At 73.1% G+C, this 24065-nt stretch carries 25 protein-coding genes; 8 read left to right on the forward strand and 17 right to left on the reverse strand.

Annotated features, from left to right (window positions below; translation table 11 throughout):
• Window positions 1-93: 93 nt before the first annotated feature.
• Together IEY98_RS26340 and IEY98_RS26345 are read left to right on the forward strand one after the other, a co-directional pair.
• Window positions 94-1278, forward strand: coding sequence for an anhydro-N-acetylmuramic acid kinase (locus IEY98_RS26340; protein WP_189213350.1), 1185 nt, complete (start codon window positions 94-96; stop codon window positions 1276-1278).
• A complete protein-coding gene (locus IEY98_RS26345; RefSeq protein ID WP_189213351.1) occupies window positions 1265-2827 on the forward strand; it encodes a sodium:solute symporter in 1563 nt (520 codons plus the stop codon). Before IEY98_RS26340 ends, IEY98_RS26345 begins: the two co-directional genes overlap by 14 nt.
• Here IEY98_RS26345 and IEY98_RS26350 read toward each other — a convergent pair.
• Together IEY98_RS26350 and IEY98_RS26355 are read right to left on the reverse strand one after the other, a co-directional pair.
• The gene (locus IEY98_RS26350) at window positions 2824-4224 is read right to left on the reverse strand and encodes an FAD-binding protein (protein WP_189213352.1); all 1401 of its coding nucleotides are present in this window, start codon (window positions 4222-4224) and stop codon (window positions 2824-2826) included. The genes IEY98_RS26345 and IEY98_RS26350 overlap by 4 nt on opposite strands.
• A gap of 43 nt (window positions 4225-4267) precedes the next feature.
• On the reverse strand, window positions 4268-5194 hold the full coding sequence (locus IEY98_RS26355; RefSeq protein WP_189213353.1) for a GNAT family N-acetyltransferase: 927 nt from the start codon (window positions 5192-5194) through the stop codon (window positions 4268-4270).
• A 149-nt stretch (window positions 5195-5343) separates the two neighbouring features.
• On the opposite strand from IEY98_RS26355, the gene IEY98_RS26360 reads away from it, so the two are divergent.
• Window positions 5344-5748: a hypothetical protein gene (locus tag IEY98_RS26360; protein WP_189213354.1), complete on the forward strand. Its 405-nt coding sequence runs from the start codon at window positions 5344-5346 to the stop codon at window positions 5746-5748.
• Here IEY98_RS26360 and smc read toward each other — a convergent pair.
• From smc to IEY98_RS26380, 4 genes are all read right to left on the reverse strand, one after another.
• Window positions 5745-9350 carry a chromosome segregation protein SMC gene (smc, locus tag IEY98_RS26365; RefSeq protein ID WP_189213355.1) on the reverse strand — a complete coding sequence of 1202 codons (3606 nt, stop codon included), beginning with the start codon at window positions 9348-9350 and terminating at the stop codon, window positions 5745-5747. The genes IEY98_RS26360 and smc overlap by 4 nt on opposite strands.
• A 92-nt stretch (window positions 9351-9442) precedes the next feature.
• The gene (locus IEY98_RS26370) at window positions 9443-10057 is read right to left on the reverse strand and encodes an anti-sigma factor family protein (RefSeq protein WP_189213356.1); all 615 of its coding nucleotides are present in this window, start codon (window positions 10055-10057) and stop codon (window positions 9443-9445) included.
• 8 nt (window positions 10058-10065) lie between these two features.
• Window positions 10066-10626 (reverse strand): sigma-70 family RNA polymerase sigma factor, encoded by a 561-nt coding sequence (locus tag IEY98_RS26375; protein ID WP_189213357.1) that lies wholly within the window; start codon window positions 10624-10626, stop codon window positions 10066-10068.
• A gap of 20 nt (window positions 10627-10646) precedes the next feature.
• Window positions 10647-10907: an acylphosphatase gene (locus IEY98_RS26380; protein ID WP_189213595.1), complete on the reverse strand. Its 261-nt coding sequence runs from the start codon at window positions 10905-10907 to the stop codon at window positions 10647-10649.
• 156 nt (window positions 10908-11063) lie between these two features.
• Here IEY98_RS26380 and IEY98_RS26385 point away from each other — a divergent pair, with 156 nt between their 5' ends.
• Window positions 11064-11585 (forward strand): hypothetical protein, encoded by a 522-nt coding sequence (locus IEY98_RS26385; RefSeq protein ID WP_189213358.1) that lies wholly within the window; start codon window positions 11064-11066, stop codon window positions 11583-11585.
• Between the two features lie 79 nt (window positions 11586-11664).
• Window positions 11665-12351, forward strand: a complete 687-nt coding sequence (locus IEY98_RS26390; RefSeq protein WP_229787518.1) for a CAP domain-containing protein — start codon at window positions 11665-11667, stop codon at window positions 12349-12351.
• Here IEY98_RS26390 and IEY98_RS26395 read toward each other — a convergent pair.
• The 6 genes from IEY98_RS26395 to IEY98_RS26420 all read right to left on the reverse strand — a co-directional run bounded on the left by IEY98_RS26395 (window position 12348) and on the right by IEY98_RS26420 (window position 16263).
• A complete protein-coding gene (locus IEY98_RS26395) occupies window positions 12348-13028 on the reverse strand; it encodes a response regulator (protein WP_189213359.1) in 681 nt (226 codons plus the stop codon). The two genes, IEY98_RS26390 and IEY98_RS26395, sit on opposite strands and share 4 nt — an antisense overlap.
• 34 nt (window positions 13029-13062) lie before the next feature.
• Window positions 13063-13926, reverse strand: coding sequence for a bifunctional DNA-formamidopyrimidine glycosylase/DNA-(apurinic or apyrimidinic site) lyase (gene mutM, locus IEY98_RS26400; protein WP_189213360.1), 864 nt, complete (start codon window positions 13924-13926; stop codon window positions 13063-13065).
• Window positions 13910-14656 carry a ribonuclease III gene (gene rnc, locus IEY98_RS26405; protein ID WP_189213361.1) on the reverse strand — a complete coding sequence of 249 codons (747 nt, stop codon included), beginning with the start codon at window positions 14654-14656 and terminating at the stop codon, window positions 13910-13912. Before rnc ends, mutM begins: the two co-directional genes overlap by 17 nt.
• A gap of 3 nt (window positions 14657-14659) precedes the next feature.
• Window positions 14660-14842 carry a 50S ribosomal protein L32 gene (gene rpmF, locus IEY98_RS26410; protein ID WP_189213362.1) on the reverse strand — a complete coding sequence of 61 codons (183 nt, stop codon included), beginning with the start codon at window positions 14840-14842 and terminating at the stop codon, window positions 14660-14662.
• Between the two features lie 46 nt (window positions 14843-14888).
• Window positions 14889-15467: a YceD family protein gene (locus IEY98_RS26415; RefSeq protein ID WP_189213363.1), complete on the reverse strand. Its 579-nt coding sequence runs from the start codon at window positions 15465-15467 to the stop codon at window positions 14889-14891.
• An 85-nt stretch (window positions 15468-15552) separates the two neighbouring features.
• A complete protein-coding gene (locus IEY98_RS26420; protein WP_189213364.1) occupies window positions 15553-16263 on the reverse strand; it encodes a DivIVA domain-containing protein in 711 nt (236 codons plus the stop codon).
• 96 nt (window positions 16264-16359) lie between these two features.
• Between IEY98_RS26420 and IEY98_RS26425 the strand changes: the two genes are divergently transcribed.
• Window positions 16360-16818: a GNAT family N-acetyltransferase gene (locus IEY98_RS26425; RefSeq protein ID WP_189213365.1), complete on the forward strand. Its 459-nt coding sequence runs from the start codon at window positions 16360-16362 to the stop codon at window positions 16816-16818.
• Here the strand turns inward: IEY98_RS26425 and IEY98_RS26430 are convergent.
• Genes IEY98_RS26430 through rsmD form a run of 3 tightly spaced genes read right to left on the reverse strand, consistent with a single transcriptional unit; the run spans window position 16793 to window position 19050 of the window.
• Window positions 16793-17914, reverse strand: a complete 1122-nt coding sequence (locus IEY98_RS26430) for a hypothetical protein (protein WP_189213366.1) — start codon at window positions 17912-17914, stop codon at window positions 16793-16795. The genes IEY98_RS26425 and IEY98_RS26430 overlap by 26 nt on opposite strands.
• Window positions 17915-17973: 59 nt before the next feature.
• Window positions 17974-18456, reverse strand: a complete 483-nt coding sequence (coaD, locus tag IEY98_RS26435) for a pantetheine-phosphate adenylyltransferase (RefSeq protein ID WP_189213367.1) — start codon at window positions 18454-18456, stop codon at window positions 17974-17976.
• 30 nt (window positions 18457-18486) lie between these two features.
• Window positions 18487-19050, reverse strand: coding sequence for a 16S rRNA (guanine(966)-N(2))-methyltransferase RsmD (rsmD, locus tag IEY98_RS26440; RefSeq protein ID WP_189213368.1), 564 nt, complete (start codon window positions 19048-19050; stop codon window positions 18487-18489).
• A 140-nt stretch (window positions 19051-19190) separates the two neighbouring features.
• Here rsmD and IEY98_RS26445 point away from each other — a divergent pair, with 140 nt between their 5' ends.
• Window positions 19191-21269 carry a HelD family protein gene (locus IEY98_RS26445; RefSeq protein WP_189213369.1) on the forward strand — a complete coding sequence of 693 codons (2079 nt, stop codon included), beginning with the start codon at window positions 19191-19193 and terminating at the stop codon, window positions 21267-21269.
• 339 nt (window positions 21270-21608) lie between these two features.
• Here IEY98_RS26445 and IEY98_RS26450 read toward each other — a convergent pair whose 3' ends face one another.
• On the reverse strand, window positions 21609-22361 hold the full coding sequence (locus tag IEY98_RS26450) for an ArsR/SmtB family transcription factor (RefSeq protein ID WP_189213370.1): 753 nt from the start codon (window positions 22359-22361) through the stop codon (window positions 21609-21611).
• Between the two features lie 59 nt (window positions 22362-22420).
• Here IEY98_RS26450 and dinB point away from each other — a divergent pair, with 59 nt between their 5' ends.
• Window positions 22421-23614, forward strand: coding sequence for a DNA polymerase IV (gene dinB / locus IEY98_RS26455; protein WP_189213371.1), 1194 nt, complete (start codon window positions 22421-22423; stop codon window positions 23612-23614).
• 3 nt (window positions 23615-23617) lie between these two features.
• Here dinB and IEY98_RS26460 read toward each other — a convergent pair whose 3' ends face one another.
• On the reverse strand, window positions 23618-24061 hold the full coding sequence (locus tag IEY98_RS26460) for a hypothetical protein (RefSeq protein WP_189213372.1): 444 nt from the start codon (window positions 24059-24061) through the stop codon (window positions 23618-23620).
• Window positions 24062-24065: the final 4 nt, after the last annotated feature.

Below are 24065 nucleotides of genomic sequence, written 5' to 3' on the forward strand. Positions count from 1 at the left end.
CGACTGTCACTAATGCACCGTTTGGACGCAAGTTCAGTAAATTTCCAACTCACCTCTTGCGCTTCCGCTGAGTGTGGAATAGACCACAGTTCCATGTGGCTTCGCGTGGTCGGCCTGATCTCCGGGACGTCGATGGACGGCATCGACGTGGCGGTCGGCGACTTCGCCCGCGACGACGACGGCGCGATCCGGCTGCGCCCGGTCCGCCACGCCGCCGTCGAGTACCCCGCCGACCTGCGCTCGGCCCTGGTCGACGCGCTGCCGCCCAACGGCTGCACCGCCGAGCGGCTGTGCGTGCTCGACACCGGCGTCGGCCAGGCGTTCGCGCGCGCGGCGGCGGGCATGGCCGAGGGCGCCGACCTCGTGGCGTCGCTCGGGCAGACGATCTACCACTGGGTCGAGGGCGCCCGCTGCCGCGGCACGCTCCAACTGGGCCGGTCGGCGTGGATCGCCGAGGCGACGGGCCTGCCGGTGGTGAGCGACCTGCGCGCCCGCGACGTCGCCGCTGGCGGCCACGGCGCTCCCCTGGCCCCGGTGCTCGACCGGCTCCTGCTCGGCGCCCCGGACGTGCCGACGGCGGCGCTGAACCTCGGCGGCATCGCCAACGTGACGATCCTGCGGCCGGACGCGCCCGCTGTCGCCTTCGACACCGGCCCGGCGAACGCCCTGCTGGACGCCGCCGCCCGCGCGCTGCTCGGGACCGACCAGGACAGCGGCGGGGCGCTGGCCGCCCGCGGCCGGGTCCGCGACGACCTGCTCGCCGTGCTGCGCGCCGACCCGTACTACGCCGCCGACCCGCCGAAGTCGACCGGCAAGGAGCACTACAACGCCGGGTACCTCGGCGAGACGCTGGGCCGCCTTCCGGTCGTGGCCGACGCCGACGTGATGGCCACGCTCGTCGCGCTGACCGCGACCACGGTCGCCGACGCGTGCCGCCGCTTCGGCGTGCGCCGGGTCCTGGCCTCCGGCGGCGGCGTGCGCAACCCGGTGCTCATGGCGGCGCTGGCCGACGCGCTCGCCCCCGCGACGCTCACCACCACCGACGAGCTGGGCATGCCGACCGACGCCAAGGAGGCCTACCTCGCCGCGCTGCTGGGCTACCTCGCCTGGCACGGGATGCCCGTCGACCCGGGCACCGGCGCGGCAGGCCCCCGGGTGCACGGCACGATCACCCCCGGCGCCGGGCCGCTGCGGCTGCCCGAGCCTGCCGCCCGAGCGGCGACCGGACTGCGGATCACCGTCCCCGAACCGACAGGAGGCCCCCGTGCGCGCCGTTGACCTGCTGATCATCGCGGTGTTCCTGGTCGGCATGCCGCTGCTGGGCATCCTCATCGGGGGCAGGCAGAAGTCGGCGAACGACTACTTCGTCGGCGACGGCAAGATCAAGTGGTGGGTGGCCTGCCTGTCGGTGGTCTCCGCGGAGACGTCGACGCTGACGGTGCTGAGCGTGCCGACGGTGGCGTACCTGGGCGCGTTCACCTACCTGCAGCTGGCGATCGGCTACATCATCGGCCGGATCGTGGTCGCGTTCGTCCTGCTGCCGCGCTACGTCGCGGGCAACATGACCACGGCGTACAACTTCCTGGGCAAGCGGTTCGGCCCCGGGCTGCAGGGCACCGCGTCGGTGACGTTCCTGCTGACCCGCCTGCTGGCCGACGGCGTGCGGCTGTTCGCCACCGCGATCCCGATCAAGGTCGTGCTCGACGCGTACGGGGTCGACGCCGCCTATTGGCAGATCGTCGCCGTGCTGGGCGTGGCGATGGTGGTCTACACCTTCTTCGGCGGCGTGCGCGCGGTCGTCTGGGTCGACGCCATCCAGATGCTCTGGTACGTCGTCGGCGGGGTCGCGGTGATCGTGGTCCTGTCGGGCAAACTCCCGGACGGCTGGTTCGGCGCTGCGGTCGACGCTGGCAAGACGCAGCTGCTGGACTTCGGTTCGGCGCCGGTCAGCAACGCCTACGCGTTCATCACGGCGGTCCTGGGCGGCGCGGTCCTGTCGATGGCATCGCACGGCGCCGACCAGCTGATCGTGCAGCGGCTGATGGCGTGCAACGACGTCCGCGCGTCGCAGAAGGCGCTCATCGCCTCCGGCGTGGTGGTGTTCCTGCAGTTCGCGCTGTTCCTGTTCATCGGGACCATGCTGTGGTCGTTCTACAAGGGACTGGACCCGGTCTCCGAGCTGGGCCTGGCGGCCAACGACGAGCTGTTCGCCACGTTCATCGTGACCGAGCTGCCCTCGGGGCTGTCCGGCTTCGTGATCGCGGGCATCCTCGCCGCCGCTTTGAGCTCGTCGCTGGGCGCGCTCGCCTCCTCGACGGTGACCGACGTCTACCAGCGGATCAGCAAGCGCAAGCTCAGCGACGCGGACCTGCTGCGCCAGGGCCGCATCTGGACGGTGGTCTGGGCGGGCGCGCTCGTGGTGTTCGCGTCGATGTTCACCACGACGAAGAACCCGATCGTGGAGACCGCCCTGGCGATCACCGGCTACACCTACGGCGCGCTGCTGGGCGCGTTCCTGCTGGGCCTGCTGTTCCGCCGCGCCCGCCAGTCCGACGCCATCGTGGCGTTCGTGACGACCGTGGCGGTGATGGCGTTCGTCATCCTCGGCCTGAAGTTCAGCGCGCAGACCGGCGCGTTCCTCGGCGTGGACTTCGGCAAGCCGGACCCGGGCCTCGTCGCCGCCCCCGACAAGGCCGTCGCCCTCGCCTTCCCCTGGTACACCCCGATCGGCGTGCTGATCACGCTGGTGGTGGGCGGTCTGCTGGCACTGCGCCGCCGCAGTCCCGAGGAGACCGCCCCCGTCCCCGAGCGGGCGCCCGCCGCCTAGCCGAAGACGTGCTGGCCGGGGGTGAGGACGCGGCGCGGGTCGTACGTCGCCTTGTCGGCCAGCACGCGGCGGTACCGGGCGCCGTAGTGCCGCTGCCAGTCGGCCGGGGTGACCGGGATCGAGCCGATGGGGTACTGCGTGCCGCCGATCCGGACGGCGTCGTCGTACATCGCGCGGTTGTCGGCGAGCAGGGCGTCGACGGTGGCGTCGTCGGCCGGGAGCGCGCGCAGGATGGACAGCAGGAACACCAGGTCGGTGTCCGGGAGGCGGACCATGGGGCGGGTCATGCGGGCGCGGTGGACCGGGTACAGCAGGATCGGGCCGCCGCCGACCTCGGCCGGGGTCAGCCGGGACAGCACGTCCGCGACGAAGGCGTCGGTCCCGGCGTCGGGAAGGAACAGGTTGACCCACGGGTTGGGCAGCCGCAGCGGGCGGATCTGGTCGACCACGTCGGTGATCCGGTTCAGCCACGCGCGGTAGGGCAGGTCGGTGATCTCGGCGTCGGCGGGCGGCAGACCGGCCAGCAGCTTCGCGTCGTCGGGCTCGGTGTCGTGGTAGGACGCCGCCTCCAGCACATACGCCCAGCCGCCCTCCGCTGGCACGATCTGGCCCTCCACATAGGAGAAGCGGCCGTCGCGGACCGCGATGCGCTGGGCGGCGGTCAGGTCGGTCAGGTGGTCGTAGGTCAGCTTGTAGACGCGGGCCGTCGCGGCGGCGGGGACCAGGTCGAGCCAGGCGCGCACGATCAGGCCGTACTGGCCGAGTCCACCGAGGACGGCGTCGAACAGCCGGTCGCCGGGCGCGCAGCGGACGAGGTCCCCGGTGCCGGTGACGACCTCGAGCGACCGGACGGTGTCCACCTGCGACCCGTGGTGCTGGCTCGCCCCGCCGATCCCGCCGACGGACAGCGTTCCGCCGATGGACAGGCCCAGGTAGTCCGTCGCCACGGGCGGGGTCATGCCGAGCGCGAGCGCGGCGTCCACCAGCGATCCCCACGTCGCCCCGGCGCCGACGACGGCCGTCGTGCCGCGGACGGCGATGTCCGACAGCGGGCGCGAGTCGATGACCACGCCCGCCGACTGCGCCTGCCCGAACGTCGAGTGCCCCTGGCCGCGCATGGCGACGGCGATGCGGTGCCGGTTGGCGAACCGCACCATCCTGACGACGTCCCGGGTGGACCCGGGCCGCAGCACCGCGCGCGGGGACCGGTGGACGAGCTGGCCGTAGTCCTCGGCCGCCTCGGCGAGCGCCGCCGGGTCCGTCAGCAGCTCGCCGTCGAGGTCGGGGACCGCGACGGTCCCCGGCGTCGCCTGCGCCACCCACCGCAGCCCCAGCGGATCGAACGCGACCACCGCGGCCGCCCCGGTGACCAGGAATCGACGCCGACCCACTCTCATGCGGACACTCCAGGTGCAGAAGGGTCCCCCAGGCAGATTCACCCTATCCGGTGATCGCGCGCCGCCGGTAACCCACCAACTCCAGGTGCAGCTCGAACCCGAGCGCGGTGAACATCCGCTCGGACGCGTCGTTGCCCAACATGATCACCGCGGCGGCGCGCTGGTTGGGACCATTCACGACGGCCAACTCGCGCAGCAGCCCGCGCACAACGGCCCGGCCCGCCCCCGCCGAGCGCATGCCGGGGACGACACCCACATAGTCCACATAGAACTCGCCCGGCTGGGTGAAGCCCGCGGCGTAGCCGATGAGGCCGTCCGCGCCCGACAGCGCGACCACGGTGTGCCCCCGGTCGCCGTCGACCAACTGGCGTCCGGTCGCGGTGCGGTTGGGGAAGCACCGCTCGTGCAGGTCGATCACCTCGGCGCGCAGCGGATCGCCCGGCTCCAGCCTGCGCGGCCCGTCCGGGTCCGCCTCGCTGACCAGCACCGCGCGCAGCGCGGGCCCCGACAAGGTGAACACCCGACTCGTCTCGCCCGAGGCGAACCCGTGCCGGGCCGCGAAGTCGGCGAGCAGGCGGTGCTGGCGGTGCCCGTACAGCTCCAGGTCGGCGAACCCGTCCAGACGCGGCAGGGCCGTGACGGCGTCCAGCAGCTCGTCGGCGGTGCGGTGCCACAGCTGCCTGCGCACCGGGTGGTCCTCCGGCACCGCGACGTACGGGCCGAACAGCCAGGCCCGGCCGACCTCCGCGTCGGCGTCGGCGGTCAGCACCGCGCCGATCTCGCCAGCGGCGTTCACCCCCACGACGGCGCCGCTCGCCCAGTCGGGCTTGAGCCCGTCGAGTTCGTCGGCCACTTCCTCGGCCGTGACGCCGTGGTAGCCGATGTGCTGCTCGGGGTCGGCCTGCAGCCGGACCACGAGGTCGATGACCTGGTCCCGGTCGCCTGCCGATGCTGGGCGGATCGCGTACATGGGTGCATCGTGCGCGTCGCGCCGCCGGGAAGCGAGCGGTTTACCCGTCACGCTATTCCGCCCGGGGACGATCAGGTTCATACTTGCCGCGCGCGCGTGCCCTCCGGACGGCGCGCTTCGTCATACCCCCAGTTCAGAGAGGTCCACCCATGGCCAACTTCGACCCCAAGACCGTCACGCCGATCGAGTGGACCGGTATCGGCGCGGGGGCGGCGGCGTTCCTGTTCAGCTTCTTCCCGTGGATCTCGCTCGGCTTCCTCGGCGGCTTCTCGGCGTGGAACGCTGGCTTCCTCGCCTGGTTCCCCGTGCTGCTGCTGATCGGCGCGGGCGTCGTGGTGCTGCTGCCCCACCTGGGGACCGAGGTGCGCAACCGCACCATGCTGTGGCTGGGCCTGTCCGGCGCGGCCGCGGTGCTCATCCTGCTGCGCTGGCTGACCTACGGCGAGTTCATGGGCGCGGCGGGCATCGGCCTGTTCCTGACCCTGCTCGCCGCCGGGGTGTCGGTCGCGGGCGCGTACCTGTCGTTCAAGGCAGCCAAGCGCCCGGCCGCCTAGTCCTCGATCGGAACGGGTTCCTCCCGGCGCTGTTGCAGGCGCTGGGAGATGACCTGGGTGATGCCGTCGCCGCGCATGGAGACGCCGTAGAGCGCGTCGGCGATCTCCATGGTCGGCTTCTGGTGGGTGATGATGATCAGCTGCGAGCTGGCCCGCAGCTGCTCGAGCAGGCCGATCAGGCGGCGCATGTTGGTGTCGTCCAGCGCCGCCTCGACCTCGTCCATCACGTAGAACGGCGAGGGGCGGGCGCGGAAGATCGCCACCAGCATGGCCACCGCCACCAGCGACTTCTCGCCGCCGGAGAGCAGCGACAGGCGCTTGACCTTCTTGCCGGGCGGGCGGGCCTCGACGTCCACGCCGGTGGTCAGCATGTCGTCGGGCTCGGTCAGGACCATCCGGCCCTCGCCGCCGGGGAACAGCACGTCGAAGACGACCTCGAACTCCCGCGCCACGTCGTGGTAGGCCGAGGTGAAGACCTCCAGGATCTTCTCGTCGACCTCCTTGACCACGGTGAGCAGGTCGCGGCGGGTGTCCTTGAGGTCCTCCAGCTGGGTGGACAGGAACTTGTAGCGCTCCTCCAGCGCGGCGAACTCCTCCAGCGCCAGCGGGTTGACCTTGCCCAGGGTGGCCATGTCGCGCTCGGCGCGCTTGGCGCGGCGGGCCTGGGTGTCGCGGTCGTACGGCAGCGGCGGGGGCGCGCTGACGTCCTCGCCGCGCTCGCGGGCGGCCTCGTACTCGGCCAGCTCCGCAGGCGAGGGCGGCACCGGCTGGTCCGGCCCGTACTCGGCGACCAGGTCGTCGAGGCCGATGCCGAACGTCTCGGCGATGCGGGTCTCCAGCTGCTCCAGCCGCAGCCGCTGCTCGGCGCGCAGGACCTCGTCGCGGTGCACCGCGTCGGTCAGCTTCTCCAGCTCGACGGACAGCTCGCGCACCTTGGCGCGCACCTCGGCCAGCACGCGCTCGCGGTCGGCGCGGCGGGCCTGCACGATGTCGCGCTCCTCGGCGGCGCGGGCCAGCGACAGCGCGATCCGCTCCAGCGCCAGCTCGCCGCCGTCCACCACGGCCTGGGCGACCGCGGCGCCGCGCTTGCGGGCGGCCATCGCCCGGGCGGCGCGCTCGCGGGCCTCCCGCTCGGCGCGGGCGGCGCGGCGCAGCTGCTCGGCCTTGCCCTGCAGCGCGCGGTGGCGCTCCTCCGCGGTGCGCAGCGACAGCCGCGCCTCCATCTCCTCCTGCCGGGCGGACGCCAGGGCGGCGGTGTACTCGTCGCGCTCGCTGGAGTCGGGCTCGTCGTCGACCGGCTGCTCGGAGACGACCGCCAGGCGCTCCTCCAGGTCGGCGAGCTTGGCCAGGGCCTCCTCGCGGGCCTGCTCGACCTTGGCCCGCTGCCGCTCGGCCCGCTCGACCTCGGCCTCGGCCGAGCGCAGGGCCTGGCGCATCCGGTTGAGCCGCTCGGCGGAGCGGGCCGCGCGCACCTTGGCCTCGCCCATCTCGTCCTTGATCGCGCCGACCTCGGCGCGCCTGGCCTGCTGCTCGGCGCGGGCCCCGGCCAGCGCCGCCGACGCCGACTCCACCGCCCGCTCGGCCGCGCCCAGCCGAGCCCTGGCCTCGTCGACGGCGGCCTGCACCTCGATGACGCTCTGCGCGCGCTCCGAGCCGCCGATCGCCCACTCCGCGCCGAGCACGTCGCCGTCGGCGGTCACCGCCCGCACGTCCGGGTGAGCCAGCACGAGGTCCTGCGCGCTGCGCAGATCAGCCACGACGGCCATGCGGTCCAGCGCGCGGTGCACGGCGGGGCGCAGCGCGTCGGGGGCGTGCACGAGATCGATCGCCCAGCGCGCGCCGGAGGGCAGCGCGGGCCACGACGAGCGGTCCACCTCGGTCCTCGACCCGCCGACCAGCAGGCCCGCGCGCCCGGAATCCCCGGCGCGCAGCGTCTCCAGCGCCGCGACGGCGCCATACGGGTCGGCGACGGCGACCGCGTCGGCGATCGGGCCCAGCGCGGCGGCCAGCGCGGCCTCCGCGCCCGGCTCGACGGTCAGCAGCGCCGCGACCGAGCCCAGCAGCCCGGGCAGCCGGTCGGCGGCGGCGAGCAGCGCGCCCGCGCCGTCCTTGCGGGACAGCCCCAGCGACAGCGCGTCGACCCGCGCCTTCCAGGACGCGATCTCCCGCTCGGCGGTCCGCTCCGCGCGCACCAGCTCCTCGACGCGCGCCTTGGCGGCCTCGTTGGCCTCGGTGGCCTGGGCCAGCCGCTCGCGCAGGTCGGCGTCGTCGCCCTCCTCGACCCCGGTCTCCTCCTGGGCCTCGGCCAGCTCGCCCGCGGCGACCTCGGCGCGCTCGCGGGCCTCGGCGAGGGCGACCGAGAGCCGCTCGATCTCCTCGGCCGTGGCGTTGGTCTTGCTGCGCAGCGCCTCGACCTGCCCGGCCAGCCTGGCCAGGCCCTCGCGGCGGTCGGCGATGGCCCGCACCGCGGCGATGTGCGCCTTCTCCGCGGCCTGCACCATCCGCTCCAGCTCGGCGCGCCGCTCGGTCGACTCGGCCAGCACGTAGCGGGCCTCGGTGACGGCCTCGCCCAGCTCGGCCTCGCGCACCGCGGTGTGCTCGGCCTCGGCGTCGAGTTCGTCGGGGTCGCGGCCGCCGCGCGGGGCCTCGACCGACGCCGACAGGTGCCGGGCGCGCTCGACGGCCAGCCGGACCGTGCCGCGCAGCCGCTCCTCCAGCGCCGAGAGCCGGTACCAGGTCTCCTGGGCCTGGGCCAGCAGCGGCGCGTCGGTGGCCAGGTCCTCCTCCAGCTCGTTCTGCCGGGCCTGGCAGATCTCCAGCGCCTGCTCGACCTCGGCGCGCTTGCGCCGGGCGGTGGCCTCGTCGGCCTCCTCGCGGGCGATCTCGGCGCGCTGGGTGACCAGGTCGTCGGCGTGCAGGCGCAGCCGGGCGTCGCGCAGCTCGGCCTGGATGACCTGGGCGCGGCGGGCGACCTCGGCCTGCTTGCCCAGCGGCTTGAGCTGGCGGCGCAGCTCGGCGGTGAGGTCGGTGAGCCGGGTCAGGTTGGCCTGCATCGCGTCGAGCTTCCGCAGCGCCTTCTCCTTGCGCTTGCGGTGCTTCAGCACGCCCGCGGCCTCCTCGATGAAGGCGCGGCGCTCGTCGGGCTTGGACTCCAGGATCGCGCTGAGCTGGCCCTGCCCGACGATGACGTGCATCTCCCGGCCGATGCCGGAGTCCGACAGCAGCTCCTGCACGTCCAGCAGCCTGCAGGAACTGCCGTTGATCTCGTACTCGCTCGCGCCGTCGCGGAACATTCGACGGGTGATGGAGACCTCGGTGTACTCGATCGGCAGCGCGCCGTCGGTGTTGTCGATGGTCAGCGTCACCTCGGCGCGGCCGAGCGGGGCGCGGCCCGCGGTGCCCGCGAAGATGACGTCCTCCATCTTGCCGCCGCGCAGGCCCTTGGCGCTGCCCTCGCCCATGACCCAGCGCAGCGCGTCGAGGACGTTGGACTTGCCCGAGCCGTTGGGGCCGACCACGCAGGTGATGCCCGGCTCGAAGCGCAGCGTCGTCGCCGAGGCGAAGGACTTGAAGCCCTTCAGCGTCAGGCTCTTGAGGTGCACTGGCCGAATCCTGTCCGTGCGGGTGCGTTCGGGCGAGCGTACCCGCGTCGCCGGGCCCGCCCGGGGAGGCGCCCTCGGCGCGTGGCGATCGACTAATCGGGTGGCGTGATGTCTATCACGATGTTGTCGCCGCTGATGACCTCGACCTTCGCGATCGCGGACAGGTCGAACGACGTGCTGCCCGGGATCTCCTCCTCGGCGGTGGTCCCGGCCGCCCACCAGCCCGCGGTCTCCCGGCTGCCGTCCCTGGCCCGCACGACGAGCTTGCACGGCTTGCCCGGCGGCACGTCGCGCATGCGGATGCTCAGCTCGGTGCCCCACGGCCGCTGCGTCAGGTCGACGTAGGCCCGGATGCCGCTGGCCGGGTCGTGCGCCGACCAGGTCACCATGTCGGACTTCCTGCCGAGGGTCTGCGCAGCCACGATCCCGGCGAGGGCGATCACGACGGCGACCGCGGCCACCAGCACGGGCAGCCTGGCCCGCCGCGCGGGCGCGGCGGGCGCCACCGGGACCGGCTCGGTGATCGGCGCGTCCGGCTCCGGCTCGGCGAAGTCCGCCTCCTGCACGCGCTGCAGGAGGCCGGGCAGCGGCGCCATCCGCAGCAGCTCGGACTCGCAGACCGGACAGCCCGCCAGGTGCGCCTGGACCACCGCGCGGTCGGCCGGGTCGAGCGCACCGAGCAGGTAGGCGCCGACATTGGTGATCATGGGACAGCTCACGGCTCGGTCACCCCCCGTTCCTCCAGCGCGTCGCGCAGGGCGCGCAGGGCGTAAAAGGATCTGGACTTGACCGTGCCCGCGGGCACCCCGAGCACGGCGGCGGCCTCGGAGACCGTGCGGCGCCGGTAGAACAGCTCGACGATGACGCTGCGGTGGTCCCGGGAAAGGCTGCGCATGGCCTCGGCGATCTGCCAGCCCTGCAGCACGCGGTCGAACTCGTCGGGGTGCTCGACGCGCAGCGCGTCTGAGCCCTCCATGGGGATCTCCGTGGCGCGGGCGCTCTGCCTGCGGTACCCGGAGATGACCAGGTTCTTGGCCACGGTGTAGAGCCACGGGCCCGCGTGGTCCGGGTGCAGCGTGTCGGCGTTGCGCCACGCCCGCAGCAAGGTCTCCTGCACGATGTCCTCCGCGCGCTGGTGGTCCCCGCCCACGGCGCGCATCGCGTACGCGAGCAGCGGCCGCCGGTACCGGCGGTACAGCTCGCGCACGAGATCCTCTTCGCCTGCGGGCGGTCCCACGCGCGGTTCTACGCCGCGCCGGGCGCGGCGGTTCACCATCCGGTCGAATATGCCCCAGGTCACCGTTCGCGGAACCCGGCCAGGTCGCCCTTGGCGTCGGCCCACTGCTCCACGACGCCGTCGACGCGGCCCGGCGTGCGGCCCGAGGTGAGCGCGGCCAGCATCCGGTCGCACGCCTCCCTCGGCCCCTCGGCGACCACCTCGACGCGCCCGTCCTCGGTGTTGCGGGCCCAGCCGGTGAGCCCGAACTCGAGCGCGCGCGACCGCGTCCACCAGCGGAAACCGACGCCCTGCACGTGCCCGCGGACGAAGGCGGTCATGCGCACGGGCGCGGCGTGGTCGGTCGACACAGGACATATGGTGCCCTAAACGGAGCGTGAGACCGTGTGACACCCGAATGGATGTGCCCAGGTCGGGTGATACCGTCCGGCGCCGAGACGGGCCGCACCCCGGCCCGCGGATGGGAGTCCGCCTGCATGTCCGAGCCTGACGCCCGGGACGAACTCGCCCCGCCCGCCACCGGACGCCTCCGCCACGCCCCGTACGCCGTCCTCGGCGTGTCCGGCGTCGTCGTCTCCACCGTCTTCGCCGCCGTGGCCGCCTTCGCCTCGGGCGGCTCCGACGAGACGGCCCCCGAGACCCCGCAGATCACCCCCGGCGGCGAGGTGCAGGTGACCACGACCGCCACCTTCGGCGAGACCACCTCGGTCACCACCACGCCCACGTCCTCCAGCACCACCACCGGAACGTCGACCACGACATCCACCACCACCGAGGACTCCGCGGACCCGGTCGACCCGCCGCCCGGCGGCGGCAACGAGCCCCCGCCCGGTGGTGGAGGCGGAGGCGGCGGTGGAGGCGGCCAGCCGCCCACCACGAACCCGACCACGCGGCCCACCACCACGAAGCCGACGACGACGAAGCCGCCCACCACGGTCCCGACCACCGACCCGACCACGCCGACGACCACCGAGCCGACCGAGCCGTCGGACCCCTGACCTGATCGCTCCACGGAACGTGACGGCCGTCGCACCCCCGAGGTAGGCGTTACACCCGATCGTGGTACGTTGCCGAACCGTGACCAAAAGTCGTGGCCGCTTAGTCCCGGCGGTGCTGTTCGCCCTGGCAACGGGCGCGGGCACCGCGGGCGTGACGACCGTCCTCGCCGCACCCTCGGTCGAGGACACCACGCCCAGTCCCGTCGCGATGAACCTGACCTCCCCGGCAGGCACCCAGACAGCCCCGCCCTCCACCGCGGCGCCGTCCCCGACCACGGCGGCGACCTCGGCCAAGCCGTCGGGCACCACGACCGTCAAGGCCACGACCACGACGTCGGCCAAGCCGACGACCACCACCGCCGCCGCCGAGTCGACCGAGCCGACCACCGAGCCCGCGCTCACCGTCGACGCCGAGGTCCTCGCCATCGTCAACGACGAGCGCGCCGAGAACGGCTGCGCCCCGGTGAAGCTGGACGCCCGACTGGCCGCCGCAGGGCAGGGCCACAGCGAGGACATGGCGGAGAAGGACTACTTCTCGCACACCAGCCTCGACGGCCGCACCTTCGTGGACCGGGCCAAGGCCGAGGGCTACCGCAGCCCGGGCGCGGAGAACATCGCCCGCGGCCAGCGCACGCCCGAGCAGGTCATGGACGCGTGGATGAACTCCCCCGGCCACCGGGCCAACATCCTCAACTGCGACCTCAAGACGATGGGCATCGGGCTGGAGACCGACGGCTACTACTGGACCCAGGTGTTCGGCTACTAGCCCTCGAACCGGTAGCCCATGCCCGGCTCGGTGATCAGGTGCCGGGGCCGCGACGGCTGGCGCTCCAGCTTGCGCCGCAGCTGGGCGAGGTACACCCGCAGGTAGTGCGTCTCGGTCGCGTACGCCGGGCCCCAGACGTCCCGCAGGATCTGCTTCTGCGCCACCAGCCGCCCCCGGTTGCGGACCAGGATCTCCAGGATCCCCCACTCCGTGGGCGTCAGGTGGACCTCGGCGCCGTCGCGGCGCACCTTCTTCGCCGCCAGGTCCACGGTGAACGTCTCGGTCTCCACGACCGGCGACTGGTCCGCGGCGGCGACCGCCGAGCGGCGGACGGCGGCGCGCAGGCGGGCCAGGAACTCGTCCATGCCGAAGGGCTTGGTGACGTAGTCGTCGGCCCCGGCGTCGAGCGCGGTGACCTTGTCGCCGCTGTCGACGCGGGCGGAGAGCACCAGGATGGGCACGCTCGACCAGCCGCGCAGGCCCGCGATGACGTCGTTGCCGTCCATGTCGGGCAGGCCCAGGTCCAGCACGACGACATCGGGGTGGGTGTCGGCGGCGGCGCGCAGGGCGCCCGCGCCGTCCGCCGCGGTGACGACGTCGTAGCCGCGGGCGCTGAGGTTGATGCGCAGCGCCCGCACGATCTGCGGCTCGTCGTCGACAACCAGCACCTTGGTCACGACGCCACTATCCCGCCTCCGCCGCGCGCCCGCGCTACCGGGCGGCGCGCGGCCGGGGCTGGCAGCGGGGGCAGGAGAAGGACGAGCGGTTCATGAACGGCTCGCGGCGGATCGCCGTGCCGCAGCGCGGGCAGGGCCTGCCCTCCTGGCCGTAGGCGGCCAGCGAGCGGTCGAAGTAGCCGGACTGGCCGTTGACGTTGACGTACAGCGCGTCGAACGACGTGCCGCCGACGGCCAGCGCGGCGGCCATCACGTCGGTGGCCGCGGTCAGCAGGCGGCCGACGGCGGGGCCGGTCAGCCGGTCGGTCGGGCGCGCCCAGTGCAGTGAGCAGCGCCATAGCGCCTCGTCGGCGTAGATGTTCCCGATGCCGGAGACCACGGTCTGGTCCAGCAGCGCCCGCTTGATCTCCGTCCGCTTGCGCCGCACGGCCCGCACGGCGTCGTCGAGGTCGAACGCGGGGTCCATCGGGTCGCGCGCGATGTGGGCGACCGGCACGGGCAGCAGCGCGCCGTCGACGGTCGTCATCTCCTCCACCGACAGCCCGCCGAACGTGCGCTGGTCGACGAAGCGCAGCTCGGGGCCGCCGTCGGCGAAGGTGAACCGCACCCGCAGGTGCTTCTCCGCGGGCGCCTTGGCGCTGCTGACCAGCATCTGGCCGCTCATGCCCAGGTGGGCGAGCACCGCCTCGCCGGAGTCCAGCTCCAGCCACAGGTACTTGCCGCGCCTGCGCGCGGCCGTGAGGGTCTGGCCGATCAGGCGGCCGACGAAGTCGAACGCGCCGGGGAGGTGCCGCCGGACGGCGCGCGGGTGGAAGACCTCGACGCCTGCGACCGTGCGCCCCGCGACGTGCCCGTCGAGGCCGCGCCGGACGACCTCGACCTCAGGCAGTTCCGGCATCGTCGGGGCGCGGCGGGGTCTCGGAGATCTCCCGCCAGGCCGCCTCCGCGGCCTTCTGCTCGGCTTCCTTCTTGGTGCGGCCGTCGCCGTTGCCGTAGCCCTGGCCGTTCACCACGACGGTGGCGGTGAACTCCTTGCGGTGGTCCGGGCCTTCCTCGCGCACCTTGTACTCGGGCACGCCCAGGCCGCGCGCGGCCGTCAGCTCCTGGAGGCTGGTCTTCCAGTCCAGGCCCGCCCCGCGCAGGGGGGCCTCCGCGAGCAGGCGGTCGAAGTGCTTGTGCACGACCTCGCGGGCGACCTCGATGCCGTGGCTGAGGTAGACCGCGCCGATGATGGCCTCCATGCCGTCGGCCAGGATCGACGCCTTGTCCCGGCCGCCCGTCAGCTCCTCGCCCTTGCCGAGGAGCAGATGCGCGCCGAGCCCACCCTCGCCGAGGGTGCGTGCCACGCCCGCGAGGGCGTGCATGTTGACGACGCTGGCCCGCAGCTTGGCGAGCTGCCCCTCGGGCAGGTCCGGGTGCGTGCGGTACAGGTGGTCGGTGACGACCAGGCCGAGCACCGCGTCGCCGAGGAACTCCAGCCGCTCGTTCGGCGGGAGCCCACCGTTCTCGTAGGCGTAGGAACGGTGGGTCAGGGCGAGGCGCAGCAGCTCGGCGTCGAGTTCGACGCCGAGCGCGGCCAGCAGCGTCTGCGGGTCCTGCGACGGACCGCGGGACGGCTTAGTGCCCACGGGTCACGCGGGCTGGGTGACCTGACGACCGTCGTACTGACCGCACGTCGGGCAGGCGATGTGCTGCGGCTTGGGCGCCTTGCACGCGCGGTTGCTGCAGGTCACCAGGTGCACAGCGGTGGTCTTCCACTGCGAGCGGCGGGAGCGGGTGTTCGAACGCGACATCTTCCGCTTGGGGACGGCCACGACTGCATCTCCTCTGACGTGCTAAAACCTGAAGCTTTCCGATGGGCTAGTGGCCCTGATCCCGCGGGAACCGCTCCTGGAGCGCCGCCCACCGAGGATCTATGGTCTCATGCGCGTGATCCGGCCCGAGTTCGGCCCACTTGCCACCGCAGTCCGGGCACAGCCCGGGGCAGTCCGGCGTGCACAGCGGCGCCGAGGGCACCGCGAGGACGACGGCGTCGCGGACCACCGGCTCGAGGTCGATGAGGTCGTCGACCAGGCGGGCGACCTCGTCGTCGTCGGTGGTCTCGTCAGTGGCGCTGTCCGGGTAGGCGAACAGCTCGGTCACCTCGATCGTCACCTCGTCGGTGATCGGGTCGAGGCAGCGCGAGCACTCGCCAGCCAGCGGGCCGGAGGCGGTGCCGGAGACCAGCACGCCCTCCACCACCGACTCCAACAGCAGGTCGAGCTCGACGGACGCCCCCGTCGGGATCGCGATGACCCCCTCGAGGCCGATGTCGTGGGCCGCGGTCGCCGTGCGCCGGACGGCGCGGCTGGAGCCCGGCCTGCGGCCCAGGTCGCGGGTGTCGATCACCCAGGAACTGGACACCTCGGGCCGGGTGTGGCTCTTGCGGTACTCGGACATGGCTGTGTGAGTCACGGCTTTCGGACGCGGGACAGTGCCGGATACGGCCTGCCCAGGGTACGCGACGGACGCCCGGAGGCGAAATTCAGCGGGTGTAGTCGTACGGGACGGCCGCCACGGGCGCGCCGCGCAGGTGCGTGCGGCCCTTGGACACGGTGCGCAGGGTGTGGGTGAGCAGGTCCTCGAACTCGGCGAGCTTGGTGTCGACGTACTCGTCGCACTCGGCGCGCTGGCGGGCGGCCTCGTCGGCGGCGGCGTCGACCGTGCGCTGGGCCTCGGCCTGCGCGGCGGCGACGACCTCGGTCTGGGAGACCAGCCGCTGCTGCTCGTAGCGGCCCTCCTCGACGGCGCGCTCGTAGGACTCCCGGCCCGCCTGCAGCATCCGGTCGGCCTCGGCCTGGGAGCGGCCGACCAGGTTGTCGTACTCGGCGCGCCCGGCGGCCACCGTGCGGTCGGCCTCGGCGCGGGCGTCGGCGACGAGCCGCTCGGCGTGCGCGGTGGCCTCGGCGACCAGCCGCTCGGCCTCGGCGCGGGCGTCGGCGACCATCCGCTCGGCCTCCATGGCCGCCTTGCTCAGCTTCTGCTCGGCCTCGTGCTCGGCCCCGCCGACGATCTCCTCCTTGCGGTCGAGCACGTCCTGGGCGTCGTCGAGCTCGGCGGGGATGGCGTCGCGGACCTCGTCGAGCAGTTCGAGCACGTCGCCTCGGGGCACGACGCAGCCGGAGGTCATCGGCACGCCCCTGGCCTCCTCCAGGATGGTGACCAGCTCGTCGATGGCCTCGAAGACCTTGTACATCGACTCCTCCTCGCCGCGACGGACTCCCGTCGTCGATTCTGCCGTGGTCGCGGGGCCGGGGCGGGGAGATCGCCGGGGTGTGTCAGGCTCGGGCCCGTGATCCGCACCGCCAGCGCCGCCGACGTCCCCGCCATCGTGGCCCTGCTCGCCGACGACCCGCTGGGCGCGGCCAGGGAGCGCCCCGGCGACCCGCGCTACGCCGCCGCCTTCGCCGAGATCGCCGCCGACCCCAACCAGGTGCTGGTGGTGGCCGAGCGCGACGGCGAGGTCGTCGGCACGCTGCAGCTGACCTTCACCCCGGGCCTGTCCCGGCTCGCCGCGCTGCGCGCGACCATCGAGGGCGTGCGGGTGCGGTCCGACCAGCGCGGGGCCGGGCTGGGCCAGGAGCTGGTCGAGTGGGCCGTCGAGCGCGCGCGGGAGCGGTCGGCGGCGCTGGTGCAGCTGACCACCGACCGGTCCCGCCCCGACGCGCACCGCTTCTACGAGCGGCTGGGCTTCGTCCCGAGCCACGTCGGGATGAAGCTGGACCTCAGCCCAGCAGCCACGGACCGGTGAAGCTCAGCTCGTAGGGCGTGTCGACCGGGGCGCCCGCCGCGTCGTGGCAGCGGACCTTGATCCCGCCCGCGCTCCAGTGGCCGACCGTGCAGAACTCGGCGTCCCAGCTGCTCGACTGGACGTGGACGGTCCCCCCGCCGAGGTTCACGTTCGTGAGCCGCATCGTGTAGTCGCCCGGGCCCTGGCGCGTGCCGGTCGCGGCGCCGCCCTGCGTGACGTGCAGGTAGGACGCGGCCGGGGTGTACGACGCGGCGTCCTCGTCGTCGGCGAGCAGGTGCGCGGACTGGTGGCCGTTCGGGTTGCAGCAGCTTTCCAACCCCAGGATGTTCGTGCGGTCGGTGAAGGTGAGCGTGAACCGGGTGTCGACAGGCTCGCCCGCGGCGGTGAAGCAGCGGACGCCGACGGTGATCTCCGAGCGGGAGCCCTCGTCCCAGCCGAAGCCCGGGACCTTGCACCGCTCGGACCCCGAGCCGTACGCGGTGGCGACGGCGTGCCCGCCGCGCACCTCCCAGCCGATCTCCGGCAGGTGCACCTTGTACGTGCCGCGACCGAGCCGGGTGACGCGGTTGGCGAAGCCCTCGGAGTTGTACTGGTAGGTGCGGGTCGGCGTGTAGTCCGCCGCGGTCGGGTTGTCGGCCCAGACGTAGGCGCCAGGGTAGGTGCGGCCGTAATCGAAGCCCGCCCACGACGTGCGGTTTGTGTAGCTCGCGGTGAACCGGGTGTCGGCGGGCGCGCCCGCGAGGGTGAAGCACCGGACGGTCACCAGCTGGTCGGACCCGGACACGTGCCATCCGCTGACCTTGCAGTGGTTGGTGCCCGTGCCGTACGCGGTGGCGTGGGCGATGCCGCCGGTCACGCCGAGGGCGGTGAAGCGGACCTCGTAGACGCCGGTCCCCGCTCTCCTGATGGTGTTCCGCACCGCGGGCCCGGTGCTGTTCATCTGGTACCCGGCCGACGGCGTGTACGAGGCGGCGGTCGGCTGGTCGGCCCACACGTAGCCCGCGCCCCGCGCGCCCGCCGCCTGGGCCGTCCCCGCGGGGACCACGGTTCCGACGAGCACGGCGGCCACCACGGCGGCGCGTGTGGAAATGCGCATGTTCTCCCCTTTGTCTCGGTCGGTCGGGAAGATCGACGCGCACCGGGCGGGGAAGGTTGTCAGGCGTTCTCGGCGAGCCTGCGCAGCAGTCGCTTGTGGACGAGCTCGGGCAGCAGGTGGGAGACGTCGCCGCCGTGCGCGGCGACCTCCTTGACCAGCGAGCTCGACAGGAAGCTGTTGACCGGGCTGGTGGGCATGAACAGCGTCTCCACGCCGGTGAGGCCCTTGTTCATCTGAGCCATCTGCAGCTCGTAGTCGAAGTCGCCCGCGACCCGCACGCCCTTGACGATCGCCTGGACGTCGTGGGTGGCGCAGTAGTCGACCAGCAGGCCGTGCCAGGAGTCGACGCGGACGTTGTCGAGGTGGCCGGTGATGTCGGCGAGCAGGCCCATGCGCTCGTCGACGGTGAACAGGCCGCGCTTGTTCTTGTTGATCGCGACCACGACCACGACCTCGTCGAACAGGCTCGCGGCGCGCTCGAAGACGTCCAGGTGACCGTTGGTGGGCGGGTCGTATGAGCCGGGGCACACAGCGCGGGTCATGTCGCGGACGGTAGCAGCCGGACACCCCCGTCACCGGGTGGCGGTGATCACCGCCCAGTGCAGTTCGGTGTCGCCGTACGCGCGCGTTCTGGTCGACTCGAAGCCGGGCGGCCAGGCGGGTTCACCGGAGCGGCGGTCGCGCTCGACGACGACGGTCGCGCCGTCGGCCGCCCAGCCGTTCCCGACCAGCGCGGTCAGCACGGCGGCCAGCTCGGCTTGGCCGAGCGCGTACGGCGGGTCGGCGAACACCAGGTCGTAGGGCGCGGGCGGGGGCTCGGCCAGCACGGTGGCCACCTTGCCCGGCCGCACGTCCGCCCCCGGCAGGCCGAGCGCGGCGGCGTTGTCCCGCAGCACCTTGACCGCGGTGCGGTCGGACTCGACCAGCGTGGCCAGCGCGGCGCCGCGGGACAGCGCCTCGAAGCCGAGCGCGCCGGAGCCCGCGTAGAGGTCGAGCACGCGCGCGCCGTCGAGGTCGAGCGCGGCCTCCAGCGCGCTGAAAAGCGCCTCGCGCACCCGGTCGGCGGTGGGCCGGGTGCCCTTGGGCGGCACCGCGAGCCTGCGTCCACCCGCCACACCCGCGACGATCCTGGTCACGGCCCCATCGTGCCGGATGCTCCACGTGGACCAGCCGCGCGGGTGACACGGGGCACAGTCGGCCACGCGGCCGATTCATCGGGCGCGGGGACCGCGTAGTCTCGCTTGTCCGGTCGGAATCGAGCAGGGGGGACAGCGGGGTGTCGGAGACCTCTGTCAGAGAGGCCGAGATCGCCGTAGAGCAGAAGCACTTGGACGTCGTCTACGCACGGGTCGCCGAGATCCGCGACGACGCCGAGGACATGCGCACCAAGGGCGACCAACTCGCGCACGGGGCGCGCAACGAGGCGGTGTTCGAGCAGGCGGCGATGCTGTTCGAGCGGGACGTGATGGTGCGCCACGCCACCCAGATCCTGCGCACGCTCGACGCCGAGCACGAGGGACTGGTGTTCGGCAGGCTGGACTCGACGACCGGCGAGACCCAGTACGTCGGCCGCCTCGGCGTGCGCGACGGCAACTTCGACAACCTCGTCACCGACTGGCGCGCCCCCGCGGCGGCGCCGTTCTACCAGGCCACCGCCGAGCACCCGATGGACGTGGTGCGCCGCAGGGTCATCCGCTCGACCGGCAAGCAGGTCGTGGACATCGACGACGACCTGCTCATGCCCGACGCCCGCGCGGAGAGCATGGCGGTGGTGGGCGAGGGCGCGCTGATGGCCAGCCTCACCCGCGCGCGCGGGGAAAACATGCGCGACATCATCGCCACCATCCAGAAGGAGCAGGACGTGGCGATCCGCGCGCCGTGGCGCGGGGTCACCGAGATCACCGGCGGCCCGGGCACCGGGAAGACCGCGGTGGCGCTGCACCGGGTGGCGTACCTGCTGTACCGGGACCGCAGGCGGATGGGCGGCAGCGGCGTGCTCGTCGTCGGGCCGTCGCCCGCGTTCACCTCCTACATCTCCCGCGTGCTCCCGTCGATGGGCGAGGACAGCGTGGAGCTGCGCTCCCTCGGCGAGGTGCTCGACGGCGTCAAGGCGGTCCGCAACGACAGCGCCGAGGTCGCCGCGATCAAGGGCTCGCTGCGGATGCGCCGCGTGCTCAAGCGCGCCATCCGCGACGCGCCCGCCGACGCGCCGGACGAGCTGCGGATTGTCTACAAAGGCCAGGTCCTCAAGCTGGACGCGCGCGAGCTCGCCGGCGTCCGCCGCGCTGTCCACAACGGACGCCGCCCGCCGAACCAGTCCCGGGTCGACGCCGCCGAGGCCCTGCTGGAGGCCCTGTGGCGCAAGGCCGACTCCTTCGGCGACTTCCCGGCCACCCGCGCCGAACTGCTCACCGACCTCGGCGAACGCCTCGACTTCCACCGCTTCGTGGTCGTCTGGTGGCAGCTGCTGACCCCGATGGACGTGCTGCGCTCCCTCGGCGAGCGCCGCAGGCTGGCCGCGGCGGCAGGGAAGGTCCTGACCAAGCGCGAGGTCGACCTGCTCGCCGCGTCCTGGTCGGACCTCTCGGCGGGCCCGTCGGTCGCCGACGTCGCCCTCCTGGACGAGCTGCGCATCCTCCTCGGCAGGCCCCCGCGCCGCCGCCGCAAGCACGGCGACCCCGAACCCCCGCGCGGCTCGAACTACGACGAGTACGCGCACATCGTGGTCGACGAGGCCCAGGACCTGTCCCCCATGCAGTGGCGCATGGTGGGCCGCCGAGGCCGCTACGCCAGCTGGACGGTCGTCGGCGACCCGGTCCAGAGCTCCTGGCCGGACCCGGAGGAGGCCCGCCGGGCCCGCACGGCCGCCCTCGGCGGCCCCACCACCGAACACCGCCGCTTCGCGCTGCGCACGAACTACCGCAACTCCGCGGAGATCTTCGCCCTGGCCCATAAGGTGGTCGCGGACATCGCCACCCCGGAGGAGCTGCCGCACGCGGTGCGCAGCACGGGCCAGGAGCCCCAGGTCACCGTGGTCCCCCAGGACACCTTGATGTCCGCGGTGGTCGACGCGGTCCGAACCCTCCTGGCGGAGGTACAGGGCACCGTAGGCGTCATCACGTCAACGTCCCGCGTAGAGGCCGCACGAGCCGCGGTAGCAGGCGTGGACGACGACCGAGTCAAGGTAGTCGACGGCCTGGAGTCCAAGGGCCTCGAATACGACGCAGTGGTCCTGGCCGAACCCACAGAACTCATCACAGAGTCCTTAACAGGCCCCAGAACCCTCTACGTGGCCCTGACCCGAGCCACCCAACGCCTAACCGTGGTAACCACAAACCCAACCTGGCCCACATAACGCAAAGCAGCAACAGTCCCAGACGGAGAAAGCAGCGCAACCACCCACCCCACGCAACACGCCCCACCAACACTGTCCGATGGGGTGGACCCGCATTCGTGGGGAGCGAAGCGTCGCTACCCTCGCTCGGGCGCGGACGGCTTCGCCGATCCGCCGCTTCTCCGCGCCCGCGACGCTTCGCTTAGGGGCCCCGCGAATGCGGGTCCACCCCATCGGACCAACAAATCAACTCGCGAAGCGCGCCACCGCGGCTGCCGAAGCCATGGAACACCAGCCCAGGCTCAGGTCACGAACGACCAGCGGCGAGAAAGGCGGCCATCGAAGGCGAACCGCCCTCACTCACCCGCCGTACATCAACGACCCCGGCGTAGTCAGCGTCTCCCCCGTCTCCAGCCACGTCTTCAACCCCGACAGGATCATCGGCCACCCGCCGTAGAGCTCGTCGTTCGCCCCCTCCCGCAGCTCCGAGTGGGTCACCGTCAACCGGCACGAGTCCTCGACCTGCCCGATGTCCCACGTAACCTTCGACGTCCCCTCCGACTTCACCTCATCGCTCCACAACGCCCGCAGGGTGTGCACCAGCTGCGCGGGCGGGTCGGCCGAGATGACCTCGCCCTCCCCCAGCAGCCCCGCTCCCGGGTGGCTCATCTCGATGCGCGCCCCCGGCGACCAGTCCTCGGTGATGCGCACGCCGAACTGGTACTTCGCGCGGATGTCGCTGGTCGTGATCGCCTCCCACAGGCGCTCGGGCGTGGTGCGGATGTAGATCTCGAAGACTCGTTCCATGGTGCGCTCCAGGGATTCCTTGAGACCCGTGAGCCCGGCGGCCCAGGGTTCGGCGTACTTGCTGACCCAGCGGTCGTGGATCAGGCGGATGGGGATGGGGTTGAGGTAGTGCACCTTCTCCCGGCCTCGGCGTCTCGTCACGACGAGCCCGGCCTCCTCCAGCAGCTTCAGGTGCTTCATCACCCCGAAGCGGGTCATCGGCACCCGGGCCTCCAGCGCGCTGAGCGTCTGGCCGTCCTCCCGGAACAGCTCGTCCAGCAGGCCGCGGCGGGTCGGGTCGGCCAGCGCCTTGAACACCTCGTCCACGCCACCGAGTTTAGGTGACCAAAAGGTCACGTGTCAATCCGGTCACCGGATGCGAACATATGTTCGTGTCGACCGACGGCCCGATCCTGCACGCCGACCTGGACGCGTTCTACGCCTCCGTCGAGCAGCGCGACGACCCGCGCCTGCGCGGCAGACCGGTGATCGTCGGCGGCGGTGTGGTGCTGGCGGCGTCCTACGAGGCCAAGGCGCGCGGCGTCCGCACGGCGATGGGCGGCCGCCAGGCCCGGGCGCTGTGCCCGGACGCGATCGTCGTGCCGCCGAGGATGTCGGCCTACTCGGCGGCGTCGAAGGCGGTGTTCGAGGTCTTCGCCGCCACGACCCCGCTGGTCGAGGGCATCTCCATCGACGAGGCGTTCCTCGACGTCGGCGGCCTGCGCCGGATCGCGGGGTCGGCGGCGGACATCGCCGCCCGCCTGCGCGCCGAGGTCGCCGCCGCCGTCGGGCTGCCCATCACGGTCGGGGTGGCGCGGACGAAGTTCCTGGCCAAGGTGGCCTCCGCCGTCGCCAAGCCCGACGGCCTGCTGGTCGTCCCGCACGACGGCGAGCTGGCGTTCCTGCACCCGCTCCCCGTGGAGCGCCTCTGGGGCGTCGGCGCGGTGACGTCGGCGAAGCTGCGCGACCACGGCATCGGCACCGTGGGCCAGGTCGCCGCCCTGTGCGAGGCCGAGCTGGTCGGGATGCTCGGCCGCGCGGCCGGACGCCACCTGCACGCCCTCGCCCACAACCGCGACCCGCGCCCGGTGGAGGTGGGCCGCCGCCGCCGGTCCATCGGCGCGCAGCGGGCCCTGGGCTCGCGGCAGCGCGGCCACGACGAGCTGGACGCGACCCTGGCCGCGCTGGCCGACCGGCTCGCGCGCCGCCTGCGCCGGGCCGACCGGGCCTGCCGCACCGTGACCCTGCGGATGCGCTTCCGGGACTACACCCGCGCCACCCGCTCCCACACGATCGCCGAGGCGACCACCGACACCGCCGTCATCCTGGCCGCTGCCCGCGACCTCTTCGCCGCGGCGTGGCCGAGGATCGCCGCCGACGGCCTCACGCTGATCGGGCTGGCCCTGTCGAACCTGGAGAACTCCGACGCCGTCCAGCTGGCGCTGCCGTTCGACCGCGGCGGCCCCGTGCTGGACTCCGCCGTCGACACCGTCCGGGACCGCTTCGGCACGACGGCGATCACCCGGGCCGCCCTGCTCGGCCGGGACCCGGGGATCTCGGTGCCGCTGCTGCCCGACTGAGCCTCAGATGTAGCGGCAGGCCTCGTACATCGTGTCGAACAGCTTGTCCAGCTCCGGCTCGGGCAGGTCCTCGGGCGCGTCGACGTAGCGCTTCGCGGCCGCGGTGCAGGCGGCCACCTCGTCCTTCTCGGTCTCCAGGCTGGACAGCTTGCCCTCCTGGGACTCCAGCTCGTCGAGGGCGGCCCTGGCCTGCTCCTCGGCGTCGCCGAGGCCGTCCTTGGCCGCGGCGACCTCGCGCTCCTTGTCGGCGACCGCGGCGGCCACGCGGTCGGACTCGGCCTTCTCACCGAAGTAGAACACCGTGAACACGCCCGCCGCGATGGCGAACAACGCGGCCAGCACGGCCAGCACGACGACCGGCGCCTTGCTCCTGGCCTGCGGCGGCTGTGCCGAGGGCTGCTGGGCCGCGCCCCATCCGGCGACCTGGTCGGGTCCGGGGAAACTCATCGCA

This window comes from Actinokineospora fastidiosa, from assembly GCF_014648415.1.
Lineage (GTDB): Bacteria > Actinomycetota > Actinomycetes > Mycobacteriales > Pseudonocardiaceae > Actinokineospora > Actinokineospora fastidiosa.